Source organism: Alphaproteobacteria bacterium (assembly GCA_019695395.1).
Classification (GTDB): Bacteria; Pseudomonadota; Alphaproteobacteria; order JAEUKQ01; family JAIBAD01; genus JAIBAD01.
In genome coordinates this window covers 20,968-42,787 of the sequence record JAIBAD010000012.1, presented here as the reverse complement: position 1 = coordinate 42,787, position 21,820 = coordinate 20,968, and the positions used below count along the sequence as shown (strand labels likewise).

The 21,820-nt window shown below is 32.4% G+C and carries 29 protein-coding genes; 19 read left to right on the top strand and 10 right to left on the bottom strand.

The features are described 5' to 3' along the window. From K1X44_03465 to K1X44_03455, 3 genes are all read left to right on the top strand, one after another. Positions 1-477, top strand: a 477-nt coding sequence (locus K1X44_03465) for a TIGR01244 family phosphatase (protein ID MBX7146350.1), incomplete at its 5' end; no start/stop codon positions are given. Positions 478-487: 10 nt separating this feature from the next. Then, a complete protein-coding gene (locus K1X44_03460; GenBank protein MBX7146349.1) occupies positions 488-1,261 on the top strand; it encodes a sulfite exporter TauE/SafE family protein in 774 nt (257 codons plus the stop codon). A gap of 215 nt (positions 1,262-1,476) precedes the next feature. Further along, on the top strand, positions 1,477-2,700 hold the full coding sequence (locus K1X44_03455; protein MBX7146348.1) for a YbdK family carboxylate-amine ligase: 1,224 nt from the start codon (positions 1,477-1,479) through the stop codon (positions 2,698-2,700). A 22-nt stretch (positions 2,701-2,722) separates the two neighbouring features. Here K1X44_03455 and K1X44_03450 read toward each other — a convergent pair whose 3' ends face one another. Next, a complete protein-coding gene (locus tag K1X44_03450; GenBank protein ID MBX7146347.1) occupies positions 2,723-3,838 on the bottom strand; it encodes a PQQ-dependent sugar dehydrogenase in 1,116 nt (371 codons plus the stop codon). Positions 3,839-4,198: 360 nt separating this feature from the next. Here K1X44_03450 and K1X44_03445 point away from each other — a divergent pair, with 360 nt between their 5' ends. Both K1X44_03445 and K1X44_03440 read left to right on the top strand, forming a co-directional pair. After that, positions 4,199-4,378, top strand: a complete 180-nt coding sequence (locus tag K1X44_03445; protein ID MBX7146346.1) for a hypothetical protein — start codon at positions 4,199-4,201, stop codon at positions 4,376-4,378. A 331-nt stretch (positions 4,379-4,709) separates the two neighbouring features. After that, positions 4,710-5,270: a host attachment protein gene (locus K1X44_03440; protein ID MBX7146345.1), complete on the top strand. Its 561-nt coding sequence runs from the start codon at positions 4,710-4,712 to the stop codon at positions 5,268-5,270. 1 nt (position 5,271) lies between these two features. Here K1X44_03440 and K1X44_03435 read toward each other — a convergent pair whose 3' ends face one another. The 3 genes from K1X44_03435 to K1X44_03425 all read right to left on the bottom strand — a co-directional run bounded on the left by K1X44_03435 (position 5,272) and on the right by K1X44_03425 (position 7,333). Further along, positions 5,272-6,003, bottom strand: a complete 732-nt coding sequence (locus tag K1X44_03435) for a Crp/Fnr family transcriptional regulator (protein ID MBX7146344.1) — start codon at positions 6,001-6,003, stop codon at positions 5,272-5,274. 71 nt (positions 6,004-6,074) lie between these two features. Continuing rightward, positions 6,075-6,575 carry an Hsp20/alpha crystallin family protein gene (locus tag K1X44_03430; protein ID MBX7146343.1) on the bottom strand — a complete coding sequence of 167 codons (501 nt, stop codon included), beginning with the start codon at positions 6,573-6,575 and terminating at the stop codon, positions 6,075-6,077. A 119-nt stretch (positions 6,576-6,694) separates the two neighbouring features. Next, positions 6,695-7,333: a carbonic anhydrase gene (locus K1X44_03425; protein MBX7146342.1), complete on the bottom strand. Its 639-nt coding sequence runs from the start codon at positions 7,331-7,333 to the stop codon at positions 6,695-6,697. A gap of 154 nt (positions 7,334-7,487) precedes the next feature. Between K1X44_03425 and K1X44_03420 the strand changes: the two genes are divergently transcribed. The 6 genes from K1X44_03420 to K1X44_03395 all read left to right on the top strand — a co-directional run bounded on the left by K1X44_03420 (position 7,488) and on the right by K1X44_03395 (position 11,312). Next, complete coding sequence (locus K1X44_03420) at positions 7,488-7,838, top strand: metalloregulator ArsR/SmtB family transcription factor (protein MBX7146341.1); 351 nt, start codon at positions 7,488-7,490, stop codon at positions 7,836-7,838. Positions 7,839-7,842: 4 nt separating this feature from the next. After that, positions 7,843-8,334: an SRPBCC domain-containing protein gene (locus tag K1X44_03415; protein MBX7146340.1), complete on the top strand. Its 492-nt coding sequence runs from the start codon at positions 7,843-7,845 to the stop codon at positions 8,332-8,334. A gap of 25 nt (positions 8,335-8,359) precedes the next feature. Then, positions 8,360-8,851, top strand: coding sequence for an SRPBCC domain-containing protein (locus tag K1X44_03410; protein ID MBX7146339.1), 492 nt, complete (start codon positions 8,360-8,362; stop codon positions 8,849-8,851). Between the two features lie 169 nt (positions 8,852-9,020). Beyond that, complete coding sequence (locus K1X44_03405; protein MBX7146338.1) at positions 9,021-9,527, top strand: SRPBCC domain-containing protein; 507 nt, start codon at positions 9,021-9,023, stop codon at positions 9,525-9,527. Positions 9,528-9,628: 101 nt separating this feature from the next. Continuing rightward, positions 9,629-10,489, top strand: a complete 861-nt coding sequence (locus K1X44_03400) for a hypothetical protein (protein ID MBX7146337.1) — start codon at positions 9,629-9,631, stop codon at positions 10,487-10,489. Positions 10,490-10,613: 124 nt separating this feature from the next. After that, on the top strand, positions 10,614-11,312 hold the full coding sequence (locus tag K1X44_03395) for a DNA alkylation repair protein (protein ID MBX7146336.1): 699 nt from the start codon (positions 10,614-10,616) through the stop codon (positions 11,310-11,312). A gap of 27 nt (positions 11,313-11,339) precedes the next feature. On the opposite strand, the gene nhaA is transcribed toward K1X44_03395, so the two are convergent. Both nhaA and K1X44_03385 read right to left on the bottom strand, forming a co-directional pair. After that, positions 11,340-12,545, bottom strand: a complete 1,206-nt coding sequence (nhaA, locus tag K1X44_03390) for a Na+/H+ antiporter NhaA (protein ID MBX7146335.1) — start codon at positions 12,543-12,545, stop codon at positions 11,340-11,342. A gap of 11 nt (positions 12,546-12,556) precedes the next feature. Further along, a complete protein-coding gene (locus K1X44_03385; GenBank protein MBX7146334.1) occupies positions 12,557-13,513 on the bottom strand; it encodes a beta-lactamase family protein in 957 nt (318 codons plus the stop codon). Between the two features lie 123 nt (positions 13,514-13,636). On the opposite strand from K1X44_03385, the gene K1X44_03380 reads away from it, so the two are divergent. Genes K1X44_03380 through K1X44_03360 form a run of 5 tightly spaced genes read left to right on the top strand, consistent with a single transcriptional unit; the run spans position 13,637 to position 16,579 of the window. Continuing rightward, complete coding sequence (locus K1X44_03380) at positions 13,637-14,059, top strand: polyketide cyclase (protein MBX7146333.1); 423 nt, start codon at positions 13,637-13,639, stop codon at positions 14,057-14,059. Between the two features lie 9 nt (positions 14,060-14,068). Next, positions 14,069-14,524, top strand: coding sequence for a MarR family winged helix-turn-helix transcriptional regulator (locus K1X44_03375; protein MBX7146332.1), 456 nt, complete (start codon positions 14,069-14,071; stop codon positions 14,522-14,524). A gap of 1 nt (position 14,525) precedes the next feature. After that, the gene (locus K1X44_03370; protein MBX7146331.1) at positions 14,526-14,990 is read left to right on the top strand and encodes an EVE domain-containing protein; all 465 of its coding nucleotides are present in this window, start codon (positions 14,526-14,528) and stop codon (positions 14,988-14,990) included. 36 nt (positions 14,991-15,026) lie between these two features. Continuing rightward, on the top strand, positions 15,027-16,073 hold the full coding sequence (locus tag K1X44_03365) for an NAD(P)-dependent alcohol dehydrogenase (protein ID MBX7146330.1): 1,047 nt from the start codon (positions 15,027-15,029) through the stop codon (positions 16,071-16,073). An 11-nt stretch (positions 16,074-16,084) separates the two neighbouring features. Continuing rightward, a complete protein-coding gene (locus tag K1X44_03360; protein ID MBX7146329.1) occupies positions 16,085-16,579 on the top strand; it encodes a glutathione peroxidase in 495 nt (164 codons plus the stop codon). Between the two features lie 15 nt (positions 16,580-16,594). On the opposite strand, the gene K1X44_03355 is transcribed toward K1X44_03360, so the two are convergent. Continuing rightward, complete coding sequence (locus K1X44_03355; GenBank protein MBX7146328.1) at positions 16,595-17,815, bottom strand: FAD-dependent oxidoreductase; 1,221 nt, start codon at positions 17,813-17,815, stop codon at positions 16,595-16,597. A gap of 103 nt (positions 17,816-17,918) precedes the next feature. Here K1X44_03355 and K1X44_03350 point away from each other — a divergent pair, with 103 nt between their 5' ends. The 3 genes from K1X44_03350 to K1X44_03340 all read left to right on the top strand — a co-directional run bounded on the left by K1X44_03350 (position 17,919) and on the right by K1X44_03340 (position 20,237). Then, positions 17,919-18,395, top strand: coding sequence for a DUF4385 domain-containing protein (locus K1X44_03350; GenBank protein ID MBX7146327.1), 477 nt, complete (start codon positions 17,919-17,921; stop codon positions 18,393-18,395). Positions 18,396-18,465: 70 nt separating this feature from the next. Continuing rightward, complete coding sequence (locus K1X44_03345) at positions 18,466-19,560, top strand: mechanosensitive ion channel family protein (GenBank protein ID MBX7146326.1); 1,095 nt, start codon at positions 18,466-18,468, stop codon at positions 19,558-19,560. Positions 19,561-19,718: 158 nt separating this feature from the next. Next, positions 19,719-20,237: a TIGR00645 family protein gene (locus K1X44_03340; GenBank protein ID MBX7146325.1), complete on the top strand. Its 519-nt coding sequence runs from the start codon at positions 19,719-19,721 to the stop codon at positions 20,235-20,237. A 72-nt stretch (positions 20,238-20,309) separates the two neighbouring features. Here the strand turns inward: K1X44_03340 and K1X44_03335 are convergent, their stop codons facing one another. From K1X44_03335 to K1X44_03325, 3 genes are all read right to left on the bottom strand, one after another. Continuing rightward, entirely contained in the window at positions 20,310-21,203 is an 894-nt protein-coding gene (locus K1X44_03335) for a YfdX family protein (protein ID MBX7146324.1), read from the bottom strand. Between the two features lie 84 nt (positions 21,204-21,287). Beyond that, positions 21,288-21,437: a hypothetical protein gene (locus K1X44_03330; protein MBX7146323.1), complete on the bottom strand. Its 150-nt coding sequence runs from the start codon at positions 21,435-21,437 to the stop codon at positions 21,288-21,290. Positions 21,438-21,581: 144 nt separating this feature from the next. Beyond that, positions 21,582-21,788, bottom strand: a complete 207-nt coding sequence (locus K1X44_03325; protein ID MBX7146322.1) for a CsbD family protein — start codon at positions 21,786-21,788, stop codon at positions 21,582-21,584. Positions 21,789-21,820: the final 32 nt, after the last annotated feature.

The following is a 21,820-nucleotide window of genomic DNA, read 5'->3' as shown; positions in this document are numbered from 1 at the left end:
CAATGTGCCCCAGATTTCATCAAAAATAGTTCGCTTGCCAATGCGGCTGGATGGGTTGACGTTAATCACGAAACACTTTGTCATAACAAATATGATAATATATTTAGTTTGGGGGATATTGCATCCACCCCCAATGCAAAAACGGCAGCAGCTGTACGTAAACAAGCCCCCATAGTTGCAGAAAATATTATATGTGCCATGAATAATAAACCTCTCCATGCTTTATATGATGGGTACGGGGCCTGTCCTCTTACGGTTGAATATGGTAAAATCATTTTGGCTGAATTTGGGTATAATGGAAAATTATTGCCAACTTTTCCGCTTGATGGGACAAAACCACGCAGGCTTGCTTGGATGCTTAAAACAAAAATTCTTCCTAAAGTTTATTGGGATTATATGTTACGTGGAAAAGAATATTTGGCTAAACCTTTCATTCACACAAATATTCCAGAACTAGATCAACACCAGTTAAAGTAAAGTATTCCTAATGGATTTTGTTACATATGTAACAACGTTTTTTTCAGGAAGCTTGGTTGGGTTTTCTCTAGGCTTAGTTGGGGGTGGGGGATCTATTTTAGCAACCCCTTTATTACTTTATTTTGTTGGAATTAAAAATCCTCATTTCGCTATTGGAACCAGTGCCCTTGTAGTTGCCGCAGGTGCTGCTAACAATTTAATTGGATATATTAAACATAATCATATTTATTGGCGGCCTGCCCTTATCTTTGCTTTATTTGGAATAGTTGGTACGTTTTTTGGATCAACTATTGGAAAAAAAATTCCAGGGGATTATCTTTTATTTTATTTTGCTTTATTTATGATAGGTGTTTCATTTTATATGTTTTATAAATCTCAGCCTATTGAAAATAAAGAAAAAGCAATTTGTTATCCTTTACTTATGGGTCTTGCTTTTATTGTTGGGGGGGTCTCTGGCTTTTTTGGTATTGGGGGTGGATTTTTGATTGTCCCTAGTCTTATTTTCGTAACAGGTATGCCTATTATTTCTGCGATTGGGTCGTCCTTGGTTTCAGTCACATCATTTGGCTTAACAACAGCTATAAATTATGCTTATTCTGACCTGATAATTTGGGATGTAGCTTTTATATTTATTTTGGGTAGTTTTGTAGGTGGTTATGGGGGAAGGCGGTTAGCCCGGCATCTTGCACTTAATAAAAATATACTTCACAAAGTGTTTGCTTTTATTCTTCTTCTGGTAGCTATTTATATGTTAATAAGGCAAATCAATTTTTCTTTTTTATAAAGAAAATTATTTATTTTTGTTTATTCATCATCAATTCTTGATAGATAATGCATTAGACAAGTTTTTACATAATTCCATATATATATTTAATGTAAATATATACAAATAATTAATATTATTAAGTAAATAAACATATGATTTTTAGTTTGATAAATTTAATAATCTATCAACTAAAAAATATGAAGAATTTATAGATAAAAATACAGAGAGAAATTATGGTACAAGAAACAATATTTGAAAAACCCTCTTTTGTTTCACGTTTGTGGAAAAATGCTACATCACGTATACCAAATTTAAAAAATAAAAATGATGAAATAAAATTTCAAACAAATGGCGTGTTAACTTTGGGAGTTGAAATCGAATTACAGCTTATTGATAAAGTAACCTTTAACCTTGCATCCCGTGCAGAAGAATTATTAAAAGCTACCCAACATTTAAAAAAGATTAAGCCCGAATTTTATTTAAGTACAATTGAAATCAATACCGATAAATGTACAACGGTTCAAGAAATTGACCAAGATTTACGAACAACACTTACGGCTCTCAACCCCATTGCCGATAATCTTGGGATTACTTTTTCAACGACAGGATCCCATCCTTTTGCTAAATATTCGGATTGCATTATTTCCCCATCGGAACGTTATCTTGATCTTATAGATCGTAATCAATGGCTCACCCGTCGTATGACAGTTTATGGATTACATGTCCATTTAGGTATGGCAAATGGTGATGATTGCATAAGATATAATAATTTTTTGATGTATTTTTTACCCCATTTATTGGCCCTATCATCAAGTTCTCCTTTTTGGCAAGGTGTGGATACAGGTCTTTCTTCTTATCGACCCACAACGTATGAAGCATTGCCAACGGCAGGGCAACCTTATCATGTCCATAACTGGCAGGATTTTGAACGTCTTTATAATTCACTTAAAAAATGTGGATCGATTAAAGTTTTAAAGGATCTTTGGTGGGATTTGCGACCAAGTCCATCTTATGGAACTTTGGAAATCAGGGTTTGTGATGGGTGTGCAACCCTTTATGAAACGGTTGCTATTACAGCTTTTATTCATACATTGACCCATTGGTTCGCCGATAATGGGAGTTGGTTGGAATCGGTAAATTATCCACCACGCTGGTTGTCACGTGAAAATAAATGGCGTGTGATGCGTTATGGTTTGGATGCTGAATTGGTTATGAATACGGATGGTAAAACAAAACCCTTACGTGAAGATATCAATGAATGGTTGGATAAATTAAAACCCTATAGTCAAAAAATGGGATATGAAACGTATCTATCGAATATTCAACTATTGCTTGAACGTAATATAAGTTCAGATCGTCAAAGAAAAATCTTTCAAAAAAATGGGTTTTTAGAAGACATTGTCGCCTTTAATATTCAGGAATTTTTAGCTCAAAAGCCTTTATGGGATTTATTATAAACCATTTATCATAAAAGCGATCTTAGTTACTTGGTTCCAGGCGTAAAATACGTCCATCATCATTATCTGTAATCAAATAAATTAACCCATCTGGGCCTTGTTGGATATCACGAATGCGTTCTTCTAAATCTTGAAGTAATCGTTCCTCTTTAACTATTTTATTTTCTTTTATTTCAAGTCTGATTAAACATTCACCTGAAAGGGCACCTAAAAATAAATTATTTTTCCATTGGGGAAAACGATCACCAGTATAAAACATCATGCCGGAAGGTGATATCGAGGGGGTCCAATGATAAATTGGTTCAATAAATCCATGAGATGCATGCTCATCTGGAATGGGAACGCCCGTATAATGGGACCCATAACTTGCTTGGGGCCAGCCATAATTTTTACCAGCTTCAATGATATTAATTTCATCTCCACCTCTGGGCCCATGTTCTGCTGCCCATAAAATCCCTGTGTCAGGATTTAATATGGCGCCTTGAACATTGCGATGCCCATAGGACCAGATTTCTGGTAATACATTTTTTTGATGAAGAAAAGGATTATTTGATGCAGGTGTCCCATCCTTATTGATATGGACAATTTTACCAAGATCAGTTGATAAATCTTGGGCTTTATCGCGGTAATCAAAACGTTCACCCAGTGTTATAAATAATGTCCCATCTTTGGCAAAAACAAGACGTGATCCCCAATGATTATCACCAATTACTTTAGGGTATTGGCGAAAAATTACCTTAACATTTTCTAAAACCCTATCATTTAATGTGGCTTGAGCCACGGCTGTACCGGCTTTCCCATCAATTTCTTCTGCATAAGAAAAGTAAATAAAATGATTTTGGGTAAAATTAGGATCCAGAGCGATATCTAATAAACCACCTTGCCCCTCATTATAGACTTTCGGAAGATTTTGGATGGGATCAGACAGATCACCATTTTTTGAAATAATTCTTAATCTTCCAGGTCGTTCTGTGACCAATATACGGTCATCAGGGAGAAAAACAAAACCCCAGGGATGTTCTAATCCTTTGGCTATGGTGATAACCTTAATCAAACCGGAACTTGAAGAAAATTCTTGGGCATAGATTTGTGAAATAAATAACAAAGTAAATAAAACTATCCCAATAAAATATTTCATCCATCCACCTTTAATATAATAATTTTATAATTTATAAAATGTATTGTGATCTTAAAAATAATAAAAATCATTATAAAATGTGATGTGTATTAAATAAAATTTATTTCTGATTGAATTTTTACAAAAAAATAATTTCTTAAATTGATTAATATAAATTTTTTTTATCTGATTCATTCTGATTCATAATCAAAAATAAAATCAAGATTACACATAAAATTTCTTTATGGATTAAAATTAGTTATACGATAATGGTAGGTATTATTATTCCTTCATATTGGCGTGATTATGGTCCTATTAATTTTCTTTGGTTTTCAGATATCGCTTTAATTGTAATGGTCCAGCCTTATAGTTAGAAATGGAGTGTCGGCAAGTATAATGGTTGTTGGTGTTTTGCCGTTGGAAATTATTTGGATGGATGGTTTTTTTTCAGGTGGAGCATTATTTGATAGTGCGGATTATATGTTTGATAAAACCATCTCTTTATATTTACGTTTATTATTCCTTTTTCATTTTCCAATACCAGTTGTTATTATTTTATGATTAAGCGTTTGGGATATAATCCAAGAGCTTTATGTTTTCAAATAGTTTTAGGAATTGTAGTCATTTTTTAACCTAACCTATTTTGCCAATCCGGAAGAAAATATAAATTGGATTTTTAGACCCATCTTTTTACAAAATATTTTATTTACTTTTATATATAAGAGCGTTGATGTTAAGTTTAATTTTTTTTGTGTATATTCCTACGCATTATTTTTTAAATATTGGATCAAAAATAAAATAATTTAAAAATAATTTTTTTGATCCCAATCAAATACAAAAATAAAAATATTCTATATAATAATAAAAGGTGTACCCATAAGGAGTATCCATAATGAACAAAGACCAAAAAGATATAGTTGCTATTCATCAAAGCCCAACAATATGGGTTTTAGTTGCTGATGGTAAACAAGCCCAAATTTATACCCTTACAGTTCAAGAACGACATATTCCCCATAAAGGTGGGGTTAAGAATTCCGAAGAACTTTTAGAACAAAATATTATACCTATCGAAAATATGAAATGGCATGCAGATTCACCAGCAATGTATGATATTGGCCGAAATGCCACGGGAATGGTTCATGAAAGTGTTGGGTCTGCGCGACATATGGGTGAACCCCGTATTGACGTACGCAAAGAAGTTAAACAGAATTTTGCGGTTACTCTTACAACCCATTTAAATCAGGAAATTCTACAACAAAAATTTGATCAACTGATCATTATTGCCCCGCCAGAAATGTTGGGAGAGTTACGTAAAGGATTTAGTGATTTGGTTCAAAAAAATATTATCGCAGAACTACCCAAAGGATTTACCAAATTAGATCATAAAACTCTTTTCGAACATTTAAAAACGTTTCTTGGTAACCAAATGAGCAAAATGACCAATACGAAATAATTTAATGAAAGCTATGTAAATGTTTATAAGCTGTACAATTTTTCGAAATGGGGCATTGATCACAAACAAATCGACGACTTTTATTTATATTGATAAAAGAGACATGGCGTCCAGTCACTTGAATCCCATAACTTTTCAACTTTCGCAAACTACGCGAAAATGCTTCTAAAGTTATATGCAAACGAGATGCCATTAATGTTTTGCTATAAGGTAGCATAAACCCAAAAGGGTTAAGTTTGTGATCTATACACAGTTTTTTTAAATGACATGCAACAATTTGTGATGTCTCCATTGATGAAGATTGTTCAATTTCCAACCGGATTTGCTGCAATTTTTTTAAGATGCTCCCAAATAATTTCGGTGTTAAATTATTAAAATCAGATAAATGATTTTGGATCCATATAGCATCTATTTCTATAAGGGAAGAATTGGTAATTGTTCGTGCTGTATATTGATAAGTTGGATCTATGCTTGTAATTTCATCAAAGGCAAGCACATCACCTTTAATTAAAATTTCTGACATTATTTTTTGACCACTTATGTTTTCACGAGAAATTTCTATTATGCCTTCTAAGATAATATAAAAATTTTTAGCTAGGTCTTCTCTATTATAAACAATTTCTTCTGGCTTAAAATGACGTACATGACTATTTTGAATTACTAATAAATTTTCGTCTTCACTAGTATCAGAAAATAAATTTAAGGTTTTAAGGATATCAGAAGATAAAATCATAAATTTAATTATAGTCATTCAATAAAGATGTAATTAATTTTTTAATTATGCCTTTATTGAATTCAATAGAACTATGTGTTTTGTTTTATTTCAATCTTACGTGTTTTAGATTGAGAACCTAGTTTTTTAGGAATAGTAATTGTTAAAATACCATTTTTACACTGGGCTTCTGTATCATCAAGATTTGCTGTTTCAGGTAACGTAATTGTTCGTTGAAATGAACCATATGAACATTCTTGGTGATAACAATCTTCATGCTCTTCTTTATTTTCTTGTTTTTTTTCACCCTTAATTGTTAAATGACCATCACTTGCTGTAATTTCTATATCTTGTACATTGATGCCAGGAATTTCTGCTACAATTTTAAATTCTTTTTCTTTTTCACTTACATCAATAGATGGGTTTAAAGAATTAAGATTATTATTAAAATGTTCCCATGGAGAAACTGCCCCACCACCAAAAAAATTATTAAATAATCTATTCATTTCATCTTGAAGTGATAAAATAGGATTCGTTCTTTGATGAACAGGTATATTAGTTTTATTGGTGCGTAATAAATCACGAATAGCCATGAATTATCTCCTTGGTTTATGGGGCGATAATAGGGGAATTAAATGTTTGTGATAAAGTAAAACAAGAAGTATAAAAAAAACATTAAGTATTTAGGTTTGTTTTATTAATAATGCATATGTTATGGGATCACTTTTTCAAATTCACCAGTTTCTTTATTAAGAATGGTCAAAATGCCTGAGCGTAAATTAAAATACCATCCATGAATAGCTAATTCGTTTTTATTTATTCTTTCCTTAATCCAAGGAAAGGTTTGTAAATTTTTCAAAGAAATTTTTAATGATTCTTTAGCACATGCATGCATTTTATTTTCAAGTGGCTCTTCTGACATATCATGTTGAATCTTATCTCGTGCGCCTTTGGCAATATTAACCCAAGGACGTATAAAGCTATATTCATCATGATCAATTTCATCATGCATAACAAGGGCTCTAATCCCAGCGCATCTGCTGTGGCCCATAACGACAATGTGACGGATATTTAGATGTTTAACAGCAAATTCAATGGCCGCACTTGTCCCATGATATTCATCTTTAGCAGGCGAATAAGGGGGAACCAAATTTGCGACATTTCTAATAACAAAAATTTCCCCCAATTGCGCCTTAGTAATAATAGATGGGTCAACCCTGGAATCGCTGCACGCAATTACCAAAACTTCTGGGGATTGCCCTTCTTCGGCAAGTTTTTTTAAATAATCTTCCGAATAACTCTGGGTGTGAAATTCTTTATAACCTTCGATGAGTTTATCTATTCTGCGCATGAGCTTTTGTTCAATAAAAGATTGGAATAATGTCCTGTATATTAAAAGAAAAAAAAAATAAGTAAACATAGTTTTAATTAAGAACTTGACAAAAAGTTTTTTACCTATTATTTAACCATATAGTTAATTAACTTAAAGGTTAAATATAAAATTAATGAATGATCATTTAAGTATAGTTTTTGCAGCTCTTGCCGATCCAACCAGACGGGCAATTTTGGCAAAGTTAACATTGGGTGAATTGTCGGTAAATGAATTGGCAAAACCCTTTGCCATATCTGCGCCTGCAATCACAAAACATTTAAAGGTGTTGGAACATGCTGGGCTTATTATCAGGGGGCGGGAAGCCCAATGGCGTCCTTGTAAATTAAAGGCTGAGCCTTTAAAAGATGCAGCTGATTGGATTGATGTCTATAGAGATTTTTGGGAACAAAAATTTGATAATTTAGAAAAATATTTAAAAAAATTAAAAACAAAAGAAAAAAAACATCACTATAAAAAAAGGTAACAAGATGATCCTCGAAGAAAAAAAGGGCGCAGAACTTTGTATCACACGTATTTTTGATGTCCCAAAAGATAAAGTTTTTCAAGCTTGGACAGATGCGTCATATTTAAAACATTGGTGGGCACCAAAAACTTGTACGCTTACCTATTTAAAAATTGATTTTAAAGTGGGAGGTACAATTCATTCTTGTATTAAAACGCCAAATGGAAAAGAATGTTGGATGAAGGGCGTATATCAAGAAATTATTGTGCCTGAAAAAATCGTTTATACCTCAACCATTGTTGATAAAAATGGCAATTCCGTATCACCCGTTGATGTTGGGATGGATAAAGATTGGCCACGAGAGACACTCATAACGGTTCATTTTGATGATATGAAATCTAAAACAAAAATAACATTATCCCAAACCGTTCTAGAATCTTTGGCCAAGAGAACAGGGGCATATCCAAGTTGGGTGGAAATGTTTGATCGTTTATTTGATATTTTAATAAAATTTTAATTATATAAAATGAAAGGACAATAAAATGACTACAAAAGAATTTATGATATCCCATACATTTGATGTGCCACGCGCCACTATGTTTAAAATATGGACAGATCCCCAGCATTTAAAACATTGGTGGGGGCCAAAAGGATTTAAGGTACGTGTGGCCGATATGGATTTTAAGGTAGGGGGCAATTTTCATTATTGTTTACTTGCGCCCGATGGCTCGGATATGTGGGGCAAGTTTGTGTTTCGTGACATTGTGCCCAATGAACGTATTATTTTTATCAGTTCTTTTTCAGACGAAAAAGGGTCAATAACGCGCCATCCTATGAGTATGGATTGGCCATTAAAAATGCTTTCAACAATAACATTTGAAGAAAACCAAGGTAAAACAACCGTTACTGTTAAATGGTTACCTTATGAAGCTACGGATAAAGAAATTCAAACATTTGAAGAAGGCAGATCATCTATGCAGCAAGGTTGGAGTGGTACCTTTGAACAGCTTGAAACTTATATAGATAAAATTTAGTTATTTCTATAATAAATGTAAAGGTTGGGTAATATGTTTCAAAAATAAAATTATTGTTCTAAAAATTTTTGGCAAGATGTTTATAAAGTGTATTTGGATAATCGAACAGAATTTTTATGTCTATTTTGTTATAAGAATTTAATAAACATACTAGGTAATAGAGAGTTTTATGATAAAATCTAACACCCAATCAAACATTGTAATTACGCGCATTTTTGATGCGTCCCCAGATTTGGTTTTTAAAGCTTGGACAAATCCAGATTGTTTAAAACATTGGTGGGGACCTAAAAATTTTACCACCCCATTTTTTACAGTTGATTTTCGGGTTGGGGGTATTTTTCGGTATTGCATGCGATCAGCAGATGGTAAAGATTTTTGGGGACGTGGCCTTTACAAAGAAATTATTGTCCCAGAGAAAATTGTCTATTTAGATGGATTTACCGATGAAGAAGGAAATTTAGTATCCGCAAAACATTATGGGTTAAGTTCAGATTGGCCATTGGAAACGTTGGTGACGTTAACCTTTGTATCTGATCAAGGCAAAACAAAATTTGCTTTGGAACATGCGAATATGATTTTGGGTAAAGAACGTGATATGACCGAAGCTGGTTGGGGCGAAATGTTGGATCGCCTGGAAGACTATCTGGTCGATGGATTAATGGGTAAGAGAATATAATTTATTAATAAAATTAAATTTACAATATTTTGAATTATAAGTATTATTAGTTGTTACTAATAAATAGTAGCTGAGAAATTTAATTTAAAAAAAATGCTATTATGGATGACTTATATAGTATACGTAAAAAATTAACTTTTGCTCAAGCCGAAGGTCGTGAGCCACTGCCTACCCAATTACAACTTAAAGAAATTACATTTCAATTAAAAGCTCGTTTGTATGATGTTATTTATTCATCTCTTGAAAAAGATTTTAAATATCTCACTAATATGGGGTTTTATATATTAAAAAGTAGCCAGTGGTATAAAATATTGCGCGCAAGGTATGTAGATCGTGGTGGAATAGTAGATCAATTTAGTGATAATGCAGATAAAAATACCGCCCATATTAAATTTATAATTTTCCAAGGTGATTATAGTGAAATTTTTGACTTTATTCAATTTATTTTACGTCATTCTGACTGCCCAAAAGATTTTAGTTTATTTATAGATAAAGTTTTATTAGATTGTAAAGCTGCATATCGTGTATTCGATAATGATACGATTATTCCAATTGTTTCAGAGGAAGAATGTAAAGTGTTAAAAAATGCTTTTGTAGATTTAAAAGCAAAAGAATTTGTAGGTATTCGAGAACATTTGCGTGATGCTGGTCAATATTTAACCCAAGGATATTATAATAAAAGTATACGTGAAAGCATTAGTGCTGTTGAGGCTGCTGCCCGTATTATTTCTAAAAATGACAAAGCTATGCTTAGTGATGCTTTGAAAGAATTGGAAAAAAATAAAAAAATTCATCCGGCTTTAAAAGAAGGATTTATTAAATTATATGCTTATACAAGTGATGAGAAAGGTATACGTCACGCTAAAGGAGTTGATGATACAAGTGATGAATATGATGCTTTGTTTATGATAGGTGCATGTGCATCTTTTATATCTTATTTAATAAATAAGATACGTATTTAATTTTATAAATAAGTGTCATTTTTATTATTATAAGTAGTAAAATCTATTTAAATTATTTTAGATTTGGTTAATTTGATAGTATTAGAAATATTTTTAAAAAATAAATTATAAAATAATCATTGCTATGCAAGTCGACAAGATTATACAAAAAATAAAAAAGCTTGGTGATCCTAAGGTTAAAAAGACTAAAGAACGGTTTGCTATTTATGCTGAAAATTCATATGGGATTTTTTTAAAAGATATTCAAGTTTTGGCAAAAGAAATTGGGTCCAATGATAACTTGGCTATAAAACTTTTTGATACCGGTATTTATGAAGCGCGTTTGCTTGTCCCCCATATTTTTAACCCCAACAATCTAACCAGCAAGCTTATGGATAAATGGGTCCAAACCTTTGAAAACTGGGAAATTTGTGATACTTTTTGTATGGGATTTTTTGGGGTTAGTCCCCATGCCTATACTAAGGCTTTGACATGGCCAAGTAATAAAGGTGAATATCAAAAACGGGCCGGGTTCGTGTGCATGGTATCTTATGCTTTTACCAATAAAGATGCATCGAATGATGATGTTCGAAAATTTTTTTCCCTTATCGTCCAGCATGCCCAGGATGAACGAAAATATGTGATGAAGGGAATTAATTGGGCGTTGCGCCAAATAGCCAAGCGTAATTCCGATTTATATCAGGAAGCGATAGATCTTGCCCATCATATTAAAGATTTGGGAGGCAAAGAAGCCAGATGGATTGCCAATGATGCATTGCGTCAATTAAAACGACCAAAAATATCTATGAAAAATTATCCGCGATCTATTTATGGTAAAAAATAACTTAATTAAGTTGATATGTTCATTTGGTTAAAATAAAATTTTATTTTTTGTTATTTTAACAATAATAGCCCATAAAATGGATAGAACTGAACCCGCAAGAACACCTATTTTAACCATATCTTGGGTAGTATGCGCGTCAAAAGCAAGAATGCCAATAAATAAGCTCATGGTAAAACCAATCCCTGCTAAAATAGATACAAAATAAATATCTTTAAAGGTAGCCCTTTCTGGTATACCTACCAGTCTGCATTTAATTAATAAATAACTTATCCCAAAAACACCAACTTGTTTTCCTATAAAAAGACCAAGGGCAATGCCCATGGGCAATGGTTCTATAATTGATGATAGGTTAAGATCGACGATATTTACCCCTGCTGATGTGAAAGCAAAAAGGGGCAAAACAAAAAAACTAACAAAAGGATGAAGCAAAGTTATAAATTTATTAACTGGGGAATAATTTGATTTTGGATTACGCATAGGGATAAGAAGCCCAAGAAGAACGCCCGATAAGGTGGTATGAATACCGGAATAATAAAAACAAAACCATAAAATAATACCCATAAGGATATAAGGAAATAAATTGGTAACAGAAAATTTATTTAGAAGTAATAAAACAATAAGGCTAAAAGCAATAAGGATTATGGGGAATAAAGTAATATCATTATTATAGAATAAAGCGATAAGAGTAATTGCCCCTAAATCATCAAAAATAGCAATCGATAGTAAAAATATTTTGATCGATGGGGGAATTTTTTTAGCAACCATTGAAAAGATAGCAAGCGCAAAAGCAATATCTGTTGCAGATGGAATGGCCCATCCATGAAGTGTTATGGGGGATTTATAGTTGATGAAAATAAAAATTAGAGCAGGAATAATCATACCACCAAGGGCTGCCATCATGGGTAAAATGATTTGATCGCGTTTGGTTAAAAATCCTTCTTTAATTTCGCGTTTTAATTCTAGTCCAATAACCAGAAAGAATAAAACCATTAAAACATCTTGGACCCAATGGCTCAAAGATTCAGAGAACGTAATATTATATATTGAAAACCCTAGGGGAATAATGATGAAGTTCTGGTACCAATTGTTAAAATTACTATTTGCTATCATTAAAGCGATGATGGCAAAGGTAATCATAACAATACCACCTGCCGATTCTGTTGCTATAAATTGGCGCAGAAATTTTGATATAAGAGTATAAGTTTTTATAGAATTATTGTTTTTATTTTTCATAAATATGAACGTTATTTAGATTGGGTTAGAATGGTTTCAAGTGTATGTTGCATAACAATATTAACGAGATAAAGTTCTATTTTATTCATAGCTTCTAGGGCATAAGAACTTCCATCATTTGTTGCTATAACAAGTGCAGAGTTTTGCTGGGGTAAAATAACATGACGTGCATAATGAAACCCATTGCCTCCATCATGTAAGAGCTCTGATCCCATACGAATAAACCCTGCACTTGTATATTCTTGGCCTCGATCATCAGGTACAATAAGATAGGGGGTTTCAACTATATTTTTCTGGCTTAAAAAAAATTGAAGCAATTTTATCCAATCAACAATACTAGCCCGCATTCGTCCAGCAGGGATATGAATATCAGGATTATCCATATTAACAGGCGTTATAATATGGGTATCTGAATGAGTGTGCCCCCATGGATCATTAGGTATTCCATCGATTTCATCTACCCATGGATCACAAATAATTTCTATATTAAAAGGCTGATTAATATAAATATGTATTAATTGTTCAAAGGATTTGTTGGTAACAAAACTTGCAATCTGGCCTAATAAAATATAATTTAAATTACTATAATAAAATTGATTGCTCTTATTGTCATATGGCGTGTTTAAGCCATCTTCTGTAGGTAATCCAGATGTATGTGTAAGAAGTTGGGCAAGGGTTACATCTTGATAGTTTTTATTAATAGATAAATTTGGAAAAAAAGAAAAAAGCTTATCCTCAAAATTTAATTTTCCTCCATCAACTAATTTTTGAATTAAGGTAGCTGTTACGGATTTACTAACTGATCCAAAACGAAATTTGTCGTTAAGAGTAACAGAAGCAGAATGACCAATTTTTCTAACCCCACATACGGCGGAAATAACATGATTATTACAAGTCAATGCTGCAGCGAGAGCAGGCAAATGATATTGGGTCCGAATAGTTTCAAGATAGTTTTCTAAATTCTGCATAGATTTATTTATACAATTTATTAGGAAAAATAAATCCTATTTTATTAAATAAGGTAAAAATAATAAGCCTTGACATTGATATATGTATATATTATAAATGTATATATTAAATTATAGGAGAAAATGATGTGGACGAAGACATATTCAACTATGTGCCGGGATATAAGCAGCAAGCAGATGTGGAAATTATTTTCCAATGTTAATGATTGGCCCACATGGGATAAGAACATCGACTATACAAACATGACAGGCAATTTTGAAAAGGGTAATTCCTTTACCTTAAAACCAAAAGGTGGATTTAAGGTAAAAGTAACGTTGATTGAGGTTGTTCAAAATAAAAAATTTACCGATGTGACCCACTTCCCTTTGGCGAAGATGTATGATGAGCATAAATTTGAAGAGACATCCCAGGGTTTAAAAATAACCAATACCCTTTCTGTTGAGAGAATTTTGGGATTTTTATGGATAAAACTTGTTGCTGAAAATATTGTAAAAGCATGGCCCCAAGAAATTGCTAATCAAATTCTTGTGGCACGCACCCTTTAAGGAAATACTATGGCCCGTAAACCCCCAATTTTTTCTTATAAAAAAGCAGAAGATAGTACTGGCTTTTTATTATGGCAAGTGATGACAATTTGGCAAAGAAATCTTAATGCTTTATTGAAACCATTTGATTTAACCCATGGTCAGTTTGTGGTGATGGCATCAACCTACTGGTTACACCTACATAATCAAACCGTAACACAAATTGATATTGCCTTACATGCTAAAATGGATCCTATGGTTGTATCTAATATTTTAAAAATTCTGGTTCAAAAAAAACTGATAGTACGGACGCATTCATCTATAGATACGCGGGCAAAACTTGTAGAACTAACAGAAAAAGGAATATCACTTTTAAATTCAACTGTTAAAGAAGTAGAAAATTTTGATAAAAAGTTTTTTTCAAAAATTGGCAAAGATATATCTTTTTTTAATAAAAGTTTACAAAATATTATTGAGGGGAAATGAAATGGCACGTCATTTTATAGGGGTAGTATCCAAAAATCATGTTATGCGAGGTATAGATATGGGGATCGCCCAAGTTTGTCACGGCAAAAAATCAAGTTTATTACGTATGAAAAAAGGGGATTGGCTTTGTTATTATTCGCCAAAAATATCTATGGAATCAAATGAACCTTTGCAGTATTTTACAGCGCTTGGCCAAATGGTTGATGATATTGTATATCAAGTTATCGAGTCTGAAAATTTTAAGCCCTTTCGCCGTAAAGTGCATTATGAAAAGATTAATGAAATACCAATTAAACCATTTATTCCTTTATTATCCTTTATTAAGAATAAAAAATCATGGGGGTATATTTTCCGCTATGGATTAATCGAAATACCTGAAAGTGATTTTCATCTTATAAGTCAAGCAATGAAAAATAAAATTGATACAAAAGGTAATCTTGGTTATAATAATAAAACCATTCAATAAATTTTTATTTCAATTATTTTCTGAAAGATTTTTTTTATGATAAAGACAAAAGCCTATGCGGCCTTGGATGCCGGATCACCTTTACAACCTTTTTCATTTGAACGAAGAGATCCAAATCCTTCGGATGTTGTTATTAAAATTGATTATTGTGGAATATGTCATACAGATATTCATCAAGTGCGTAATGAATGGAAAAATTCAACCTATCCTATGGTGCCTGGTCATGAAATTGTAGGAACTGTTGTTAAAATAGGGACAAAAGTTACAAAATATAAAGTGGGCGACAAAGTGGGGGTTGGATGTTTTGTTGATTCATGCCGCGTTTGTTCATCGTGTCAAAATCATTTGGAACAATATTGTTTGAATGGAATGTCAGCCACATATAATTCTGTGGAACGTGATGGTAAAACAAAAACCCAGGGTGGATATTCTGATCACATTGTAGTTGACGAAAACTATGTTCTACGTATCCCACAAAATCTTTCCTTGGACGCTGCTGCACCTTTATTGTGTGCAGGTATTACACTTTATTCACCCTTGATGCATTGGAAGGCAAGTAAAGGGAAAAAAATTGCCATTATTGGATTGGGTGGTCTTGGCCATATGGGGGTTAAACTTGCCCACGCATTAGAGGCAGAAGTTACCGTGTTAAGCCATTCTACCAAAAAAGAAAATGATGCCAAAAAACTAGGGGCTGATTATTTCTATAGCACCCAAAATCCAGAAACATTTAAAAAACTTCAAGGTTATTTTGATCTTATCATTAATACGGTTTCTGCCGTATTGGATTGGAACCAGTATCTGTCTTTAGTTAAAATTGATGGGCATATGGTTGTGGTAGGGGCACCTGATGCGCCGGTACCTATTATGGCATTTTCTCTTGTAGCAGGGCGCAAAACCTTGGCGGGGTCGATGATCGGGGGCATTAAGGAAACCCAAGAAATGTTAGATTTTTGTGGTAAACATAATATCGTATCAGATATCGAATTGATTCCCATTCAACAGGTTAATCAAGCTTATGAAAGAATTCTTAAAAGTGATGTACGTTACCGCTTTGTTATTGATATGGCATCTTTAAAATAATAGAAAAAGATATGAATAGTTTATACGATATCAATGTATATGATGCAGAGGAAAATTTGGTTTCTCTTAAATCATATAGGAATAAAATTGTCATGATTGTGAATGTTGCATCAAAATGTGGATTAACGCCCCAATATGATAAATTACAAAAATTGTACGAACAATATCGGGGTCAAGGATTTATTATCCTTGGGTTTCCTTCGAATGATTTTGCTGGCCAAGAACCTGGAACCAATAAAGAAATACAGGAATTTTGTCGCTTAAATTATGGCGTAACTTTTCCTGTATTCGCAAAAATTCATGTAAAGGGTTCGGATTGTCATCCACTTTATACATGGTTGGTACAAAATTCTCCGCAAAAAAAATCTGAATATATACAATGGAATTTTGAAAAATTTCTTATTGATCACAAGGGCCATGTAAAAGTACGATATGCACCTGATACGGATCCTGAAGATCCTAAAATCATTCAAGATATCAAAAATGAATTAAAAAATATTTCATAATGTTTTATGAAATATTTATTTTTTAATATGTTCTGGTCTGATACCCATTCCTACGATATATCCGCTTAAGCGGCGAAGAAAAGGCCATCTATTTAACAAACGTAAGGGTAATGGTATAGCAAAAGGACGTGCGTTATTTAAAACCGTGAAAATTATTCTTTTTTGCAGAAAAAGTTGTAATAATTGAATGAAAACAACAGGCCAATAACGTCTTTTCTGTATCGCTTTAAGATGCTGTAAGGTCAAATTTTTTTGTTGTAAGGGCTTAATTAAAATATTAGCTGCAGCCACAGCATCTTGGATAGCAAGATTGATTCCAACCCCACCAACCGGCGACATTGCATGGGCTGCATCTCCAATGCAAAGAAGACCAGGGCAATACCAACGCAACAAACGATCAATTTTAACAGTCAAAAGTTTAATTTGATCCCAATCTTTTAATTCGTGAACACGGTCGGTAAGTAAAGGTACAATATCAATAAGGCATTGATGAAAATTTTCTAACCCCATCTTTTGAATTTTTATAGCTTCGTCTTTGGGAATAACATATCCACATTGCCAATAATCCTCACGATTAATCATAACCATAATTTTGCCAGGTATGAAACGACCCGCGGTTTGGATTGGATCGTCTTTTTTTCTTGAAAGGCGAAACCATAAAACATCAATCGGTACCCCATAATTTTTCAAAGGCAATTGTGCTTGATCATGTACTATAGAATGGCGGCCATCTGCACCTATGACAAGGTCACTGTTAATTTCAAAAGGTTGATTATTTATCATACCTTCTACACCCATAATATGGGTATCATTTTTAATAAGCCCAGTAATCTTAGCATTCATCATTAAACGAAAATTGGGATAATTTTCCGCATGTTTTTTTAGGAAATTTAAAAAATCCCATTGGGGCATCATTGCAATAAAAGGGGCATGCACAGAAAGATTGGTAAAATCTGCAATAGCTATATTATGGTCACCCACCCTGCCATTTAAAGTAAATATTTTTTGGTGGGGTAATGTTAGAAAATCGTTTAATAATCCAAGTTCATGAATAATTTCCATTGTAGAAGGGTGTACCGTATCACCACGAAAATCGCGTAAAAAATCATTATGTTTTTCTAAAACAATAATGTCAATTCCAGCTTTGGCAAGTAATAATCCTATCATCATGCCGGCGGGACCACCCCCTGCAATACAGCAAGTTGTTGATAAGGATAAAGTTTTTTCTGATACCATATTATTCTCCCTGATTTTTGTTATTATAACAAAATTATTTGATTTTTATTAATTATACTAACCGATTAATAGAAAAACTATAAATAAAATTATATTATTTAGTATGACCAGACCTTCTTATTTGAATTTTAATCATAAAAAATATAGATGGAAAAGTAATATAGATTATCGCCAACATCCAGAAGCTTATTATGTTGGTAAAGGGGAGCAAGGTGTGCTTATGTGTAATCCATATAAAAAGGAGATTCTACCTTATTGGCGATTTAAAAATCCAGAAATCGCAATAAAAAGTAGCCAAATAATATATAAAATGTTTTTAAAATATTTAACCCGAAATGAATTTGTTGGAGCAGATATGGCAAGAAAATATTTGCAGATGGGTTTTACAAGGGCAAGACGTTATGCGAATTATAAGGGGGGGCGTAAGTATGCTAAAGGAGATTATCATTTATTAGAAAGGGGAACAGGTGACGAGGAAAAAGCGAAAAGTGCAGAGATATTTTTTCAAAAATGGCAGAGAGCCGAAGCACATCCTAAATATAAAAAATTAAAACAACAATGGAAAATGATGTATGGATAAATAATATTAAATTATTTGGCATAACGAAATCATATAGAATATTTATGATTAAAAATGGTCAACTATTTTTATGAGAAATTATTTTAATTTAGATTTTCTCTTTATCGTAGGCCAAGATTTGCTTTTGGTCTTAATAGCTTTTGGTTTAAGTAAAGTTGTTCAATTATTAATTCTTAAAATTTTAAAACGTTCCCAGCGTTTATTTCATTTTGAACTTAATGAAAAAATTATTAAAAATCTTTCAAGACCTTTATATAGTTTACTTGTTATTATATCACTTTTAGCAGTATTGCCTTTAACACATATCGTAGGTGTTTGGGCCATTAGATTAAATCTAGGTTTAAAAATCTTAGCTGTTATATCTTGTGGATGGCTTATCAATCAACTGGCTTATGCTTTTGCCGATTGGTTAGAACAGCGTTATACTTTACTTCAAACTCAAGAAAAAAATATCCGCGATATATTACGTGCTCGCAGACTTAAAACGCAAGTCAGGGTACTTAGACGAATTATTCTTGTAATAATCATTATTATTACATTACTTGGAATAGCTGTGGTTATTCCAGGCCTTAGAGAATTAGGGATGAGCTTGTTTGCATCAGCAGGTGTTGCTGGAATTATTTTAGGTTTTGCGTCAAAATCAACTTTATCAAACATTATTGCTGGTATGCAATTAGCTCTAACCCAACCAATACTTTTAGGTGATGAGGTCGTAGTTCAAAATGAATTTGGTACAGTAGATGAAATTAGTACCAATTATGTTGTTGTTAAATTATGGGACCTACGAAGATTAGTTGTACCTTTAAGTTATTTTATGGAAAATCCATTTGAAAATTGGACATATCGGGAGCCAGATATGTATGGAACAATTATGCTCTATACAAATTATAAGATTGATATCGATAGATTGCGGGATGAAACTAAACGTATTATAAAAGAATCATCATTTTGGGATGGAAAGAGATGCGAATTATTAGTAACAGGAAGTAAAGAAAACATTCTTGAATTACAGGTTACAGTCAGTGCAGCAAATTCTTCAGCTTTATGGAAATTGCGTTGTTTTATGCGGGAACAGTTGGTCAAATATCTTCAGCAAACAGAAAAAAACAAACCTCTTATGCCACCTCAAATATTATCTCAGGCTAAAACTATATCTCATACATAAATAAATTTTTATTTATAAGTATCTTGGTATTCTTAAATAATCAGATTAAAATAAATTGATTTGGTTAATTGCTTAAACAAAGACCTTGACATACTAAATAAAAGAAATAATCCTGATTTTAAAGAAGTCTTTAAAATGGGGATATCATAATGTTAAGAATTGAAAATATTATTGAACGTGGTCTTTTTGCAAGCCGTTGGTTAATGGCCCCTTTTTACATAGGGTTAGCCGGTGCCCTAATTGTTTTACTATGTAGTTTTGTGCAAGAATTGTGGCACTTTATTCTTGCTATTCCTAACATTGACCAAAGTGATGCGGTGCTTGGTGTTTTGTCATTAATCGACTTATCACTTGCTGGTAATCTTGTAATTATTGTTATTTTTTCTGGGTATGAGAATTTTGTTTCAAAAATGAATATTGCAAAGAGCGAGGATGAATTTGAATGGAAAGGAAGCGTAGATTTTACCACATTAAAGTTAAAATTGGTTGCGTCAATTGTTGCAATTTCAGGTATACATTTACTTAAAATATTTATGGATATTGAAAAAGTATCAGAGCATAAAGTTAAATGGATGGTTATTATTCACATAGTTTTTGTTATATCCGGTATGCTTCTTGCGTTAATGGATCGTATTGCTATGGGTGCCAAGATGCTTAAGAAAAAATCAAATTTATAATATATATTTTATAAAAAAGACCCAAGATAAAATAATCTTAAGTCTTTTTTATAATTTAGATAGTATATTTTTTTATTGAGCCCAGCTTTTAAGTTCTTCCCACCATTGGTTTAATTCAGCATCTGCTTTTTCAAGCATGGTTGGATCTTTTTTGCTTACTAAATTTTCCATGGATTGAACGTTTTTACGCATTGTTGTTACAGTTGCCTTACGTGCTTGATATTGATTACTATCCTCAAGTTCATCTAAGGCGTCATCTGCATGACTTAAAGCATATCTTGCTCCATCATAATTGGCTGTTTGAATAAAATGGCGGGCAAGAGCGATATTATCACGTGCCTTATCTAAAGGTAGGGACACTTTGCTATCAACATCAATAATATCATCAGTTAAATCATCCAAATTTTCATCTGCTGCTTTTAAATCATTATTTTTAAGAGCAGTTTCTGCTTGATCTAAATATTTATCTGCTTGGTTATCTGTAAGATCAACAGTTAAATAAACCATTTCCGCATCGCTTACAGCCAAACTATTTTTTGACCCGGTATCTAATTCTTTAAATTTAACCGGGCCAGTTTTCACTGGAAAATAATATGGTCTTTTTTCTGTACCATAATTATACGTAACACTACCAAATCTAACTTGGGATACCCTTCGTTGTTCCGCAGTTAAATTTTTAACTTTGGTTAAAGTCGTTCTTGCTTCAGTAACATGTTGCTTGGCAAGATTGCTATTTTGCATCGCTAAAGCAACTCTAGCAGAATTTATATGATCAAGAAAACTTTCAACATTTTTATCAATGCTTGTTTGATCTTTGACTGCGGCAGGGTTTGTTTTTTTAACAGTATCTGTTACAATATTATTATTATCATTATTAGGATTGGTTTGCGGAGTTTGTCCAAATGATGGTGTTGATACTAATATCATACCACTTAAAATAGTAGATATATAATAATGAATTTTCATCCCCATTTTCCTTTCAATTAACAAATTTATCTAGACAAGAGAAAGCCGGATAAAAAATCCGGCTTTATTTCTTTATACCCTTAATTAAGCGCCGTATTTATTGTTAGGTTCGTTTCTTGGAGTGTTTTGGTTAGGATTTTGTTGTGGATTTTGTGGATTTTGTGGACGCTGATTTGGGTTATTGCTTGGGTTACTTGGATTTTTGTTTGGGTTATTTTGTTGGTTGTTATTCATAATAGAACTCCTTAAAATTTAAATGGATAAAGTTTTTGTGAAGATAATTAAGATATAGGATTTTAATATAATGAATCGATCAGGACTTTTTTTAAAAGAATAATTTTTATATAAAAATTAAAAGTTCAAGACTCATCTGTTATATTAATTTTGATAATCGTTATCTTCTAATTCTTTAAGACGGCTTTCTGCTTCTTCTTTAGCTATGCCGTATTTTTCTTTAAGTTTACCGTAAAATTTATCTTTTTCACCGTTATAAAGTGAAATTTCATCATCAGTGAGATTGCCCCACATTTTTTTGATTTGACCCTTTAATTGATCAAACTTACCTTCAATTTGTTCTTTATTCATAAAAAAACGCTCCTTAAACTATAATTATTAGT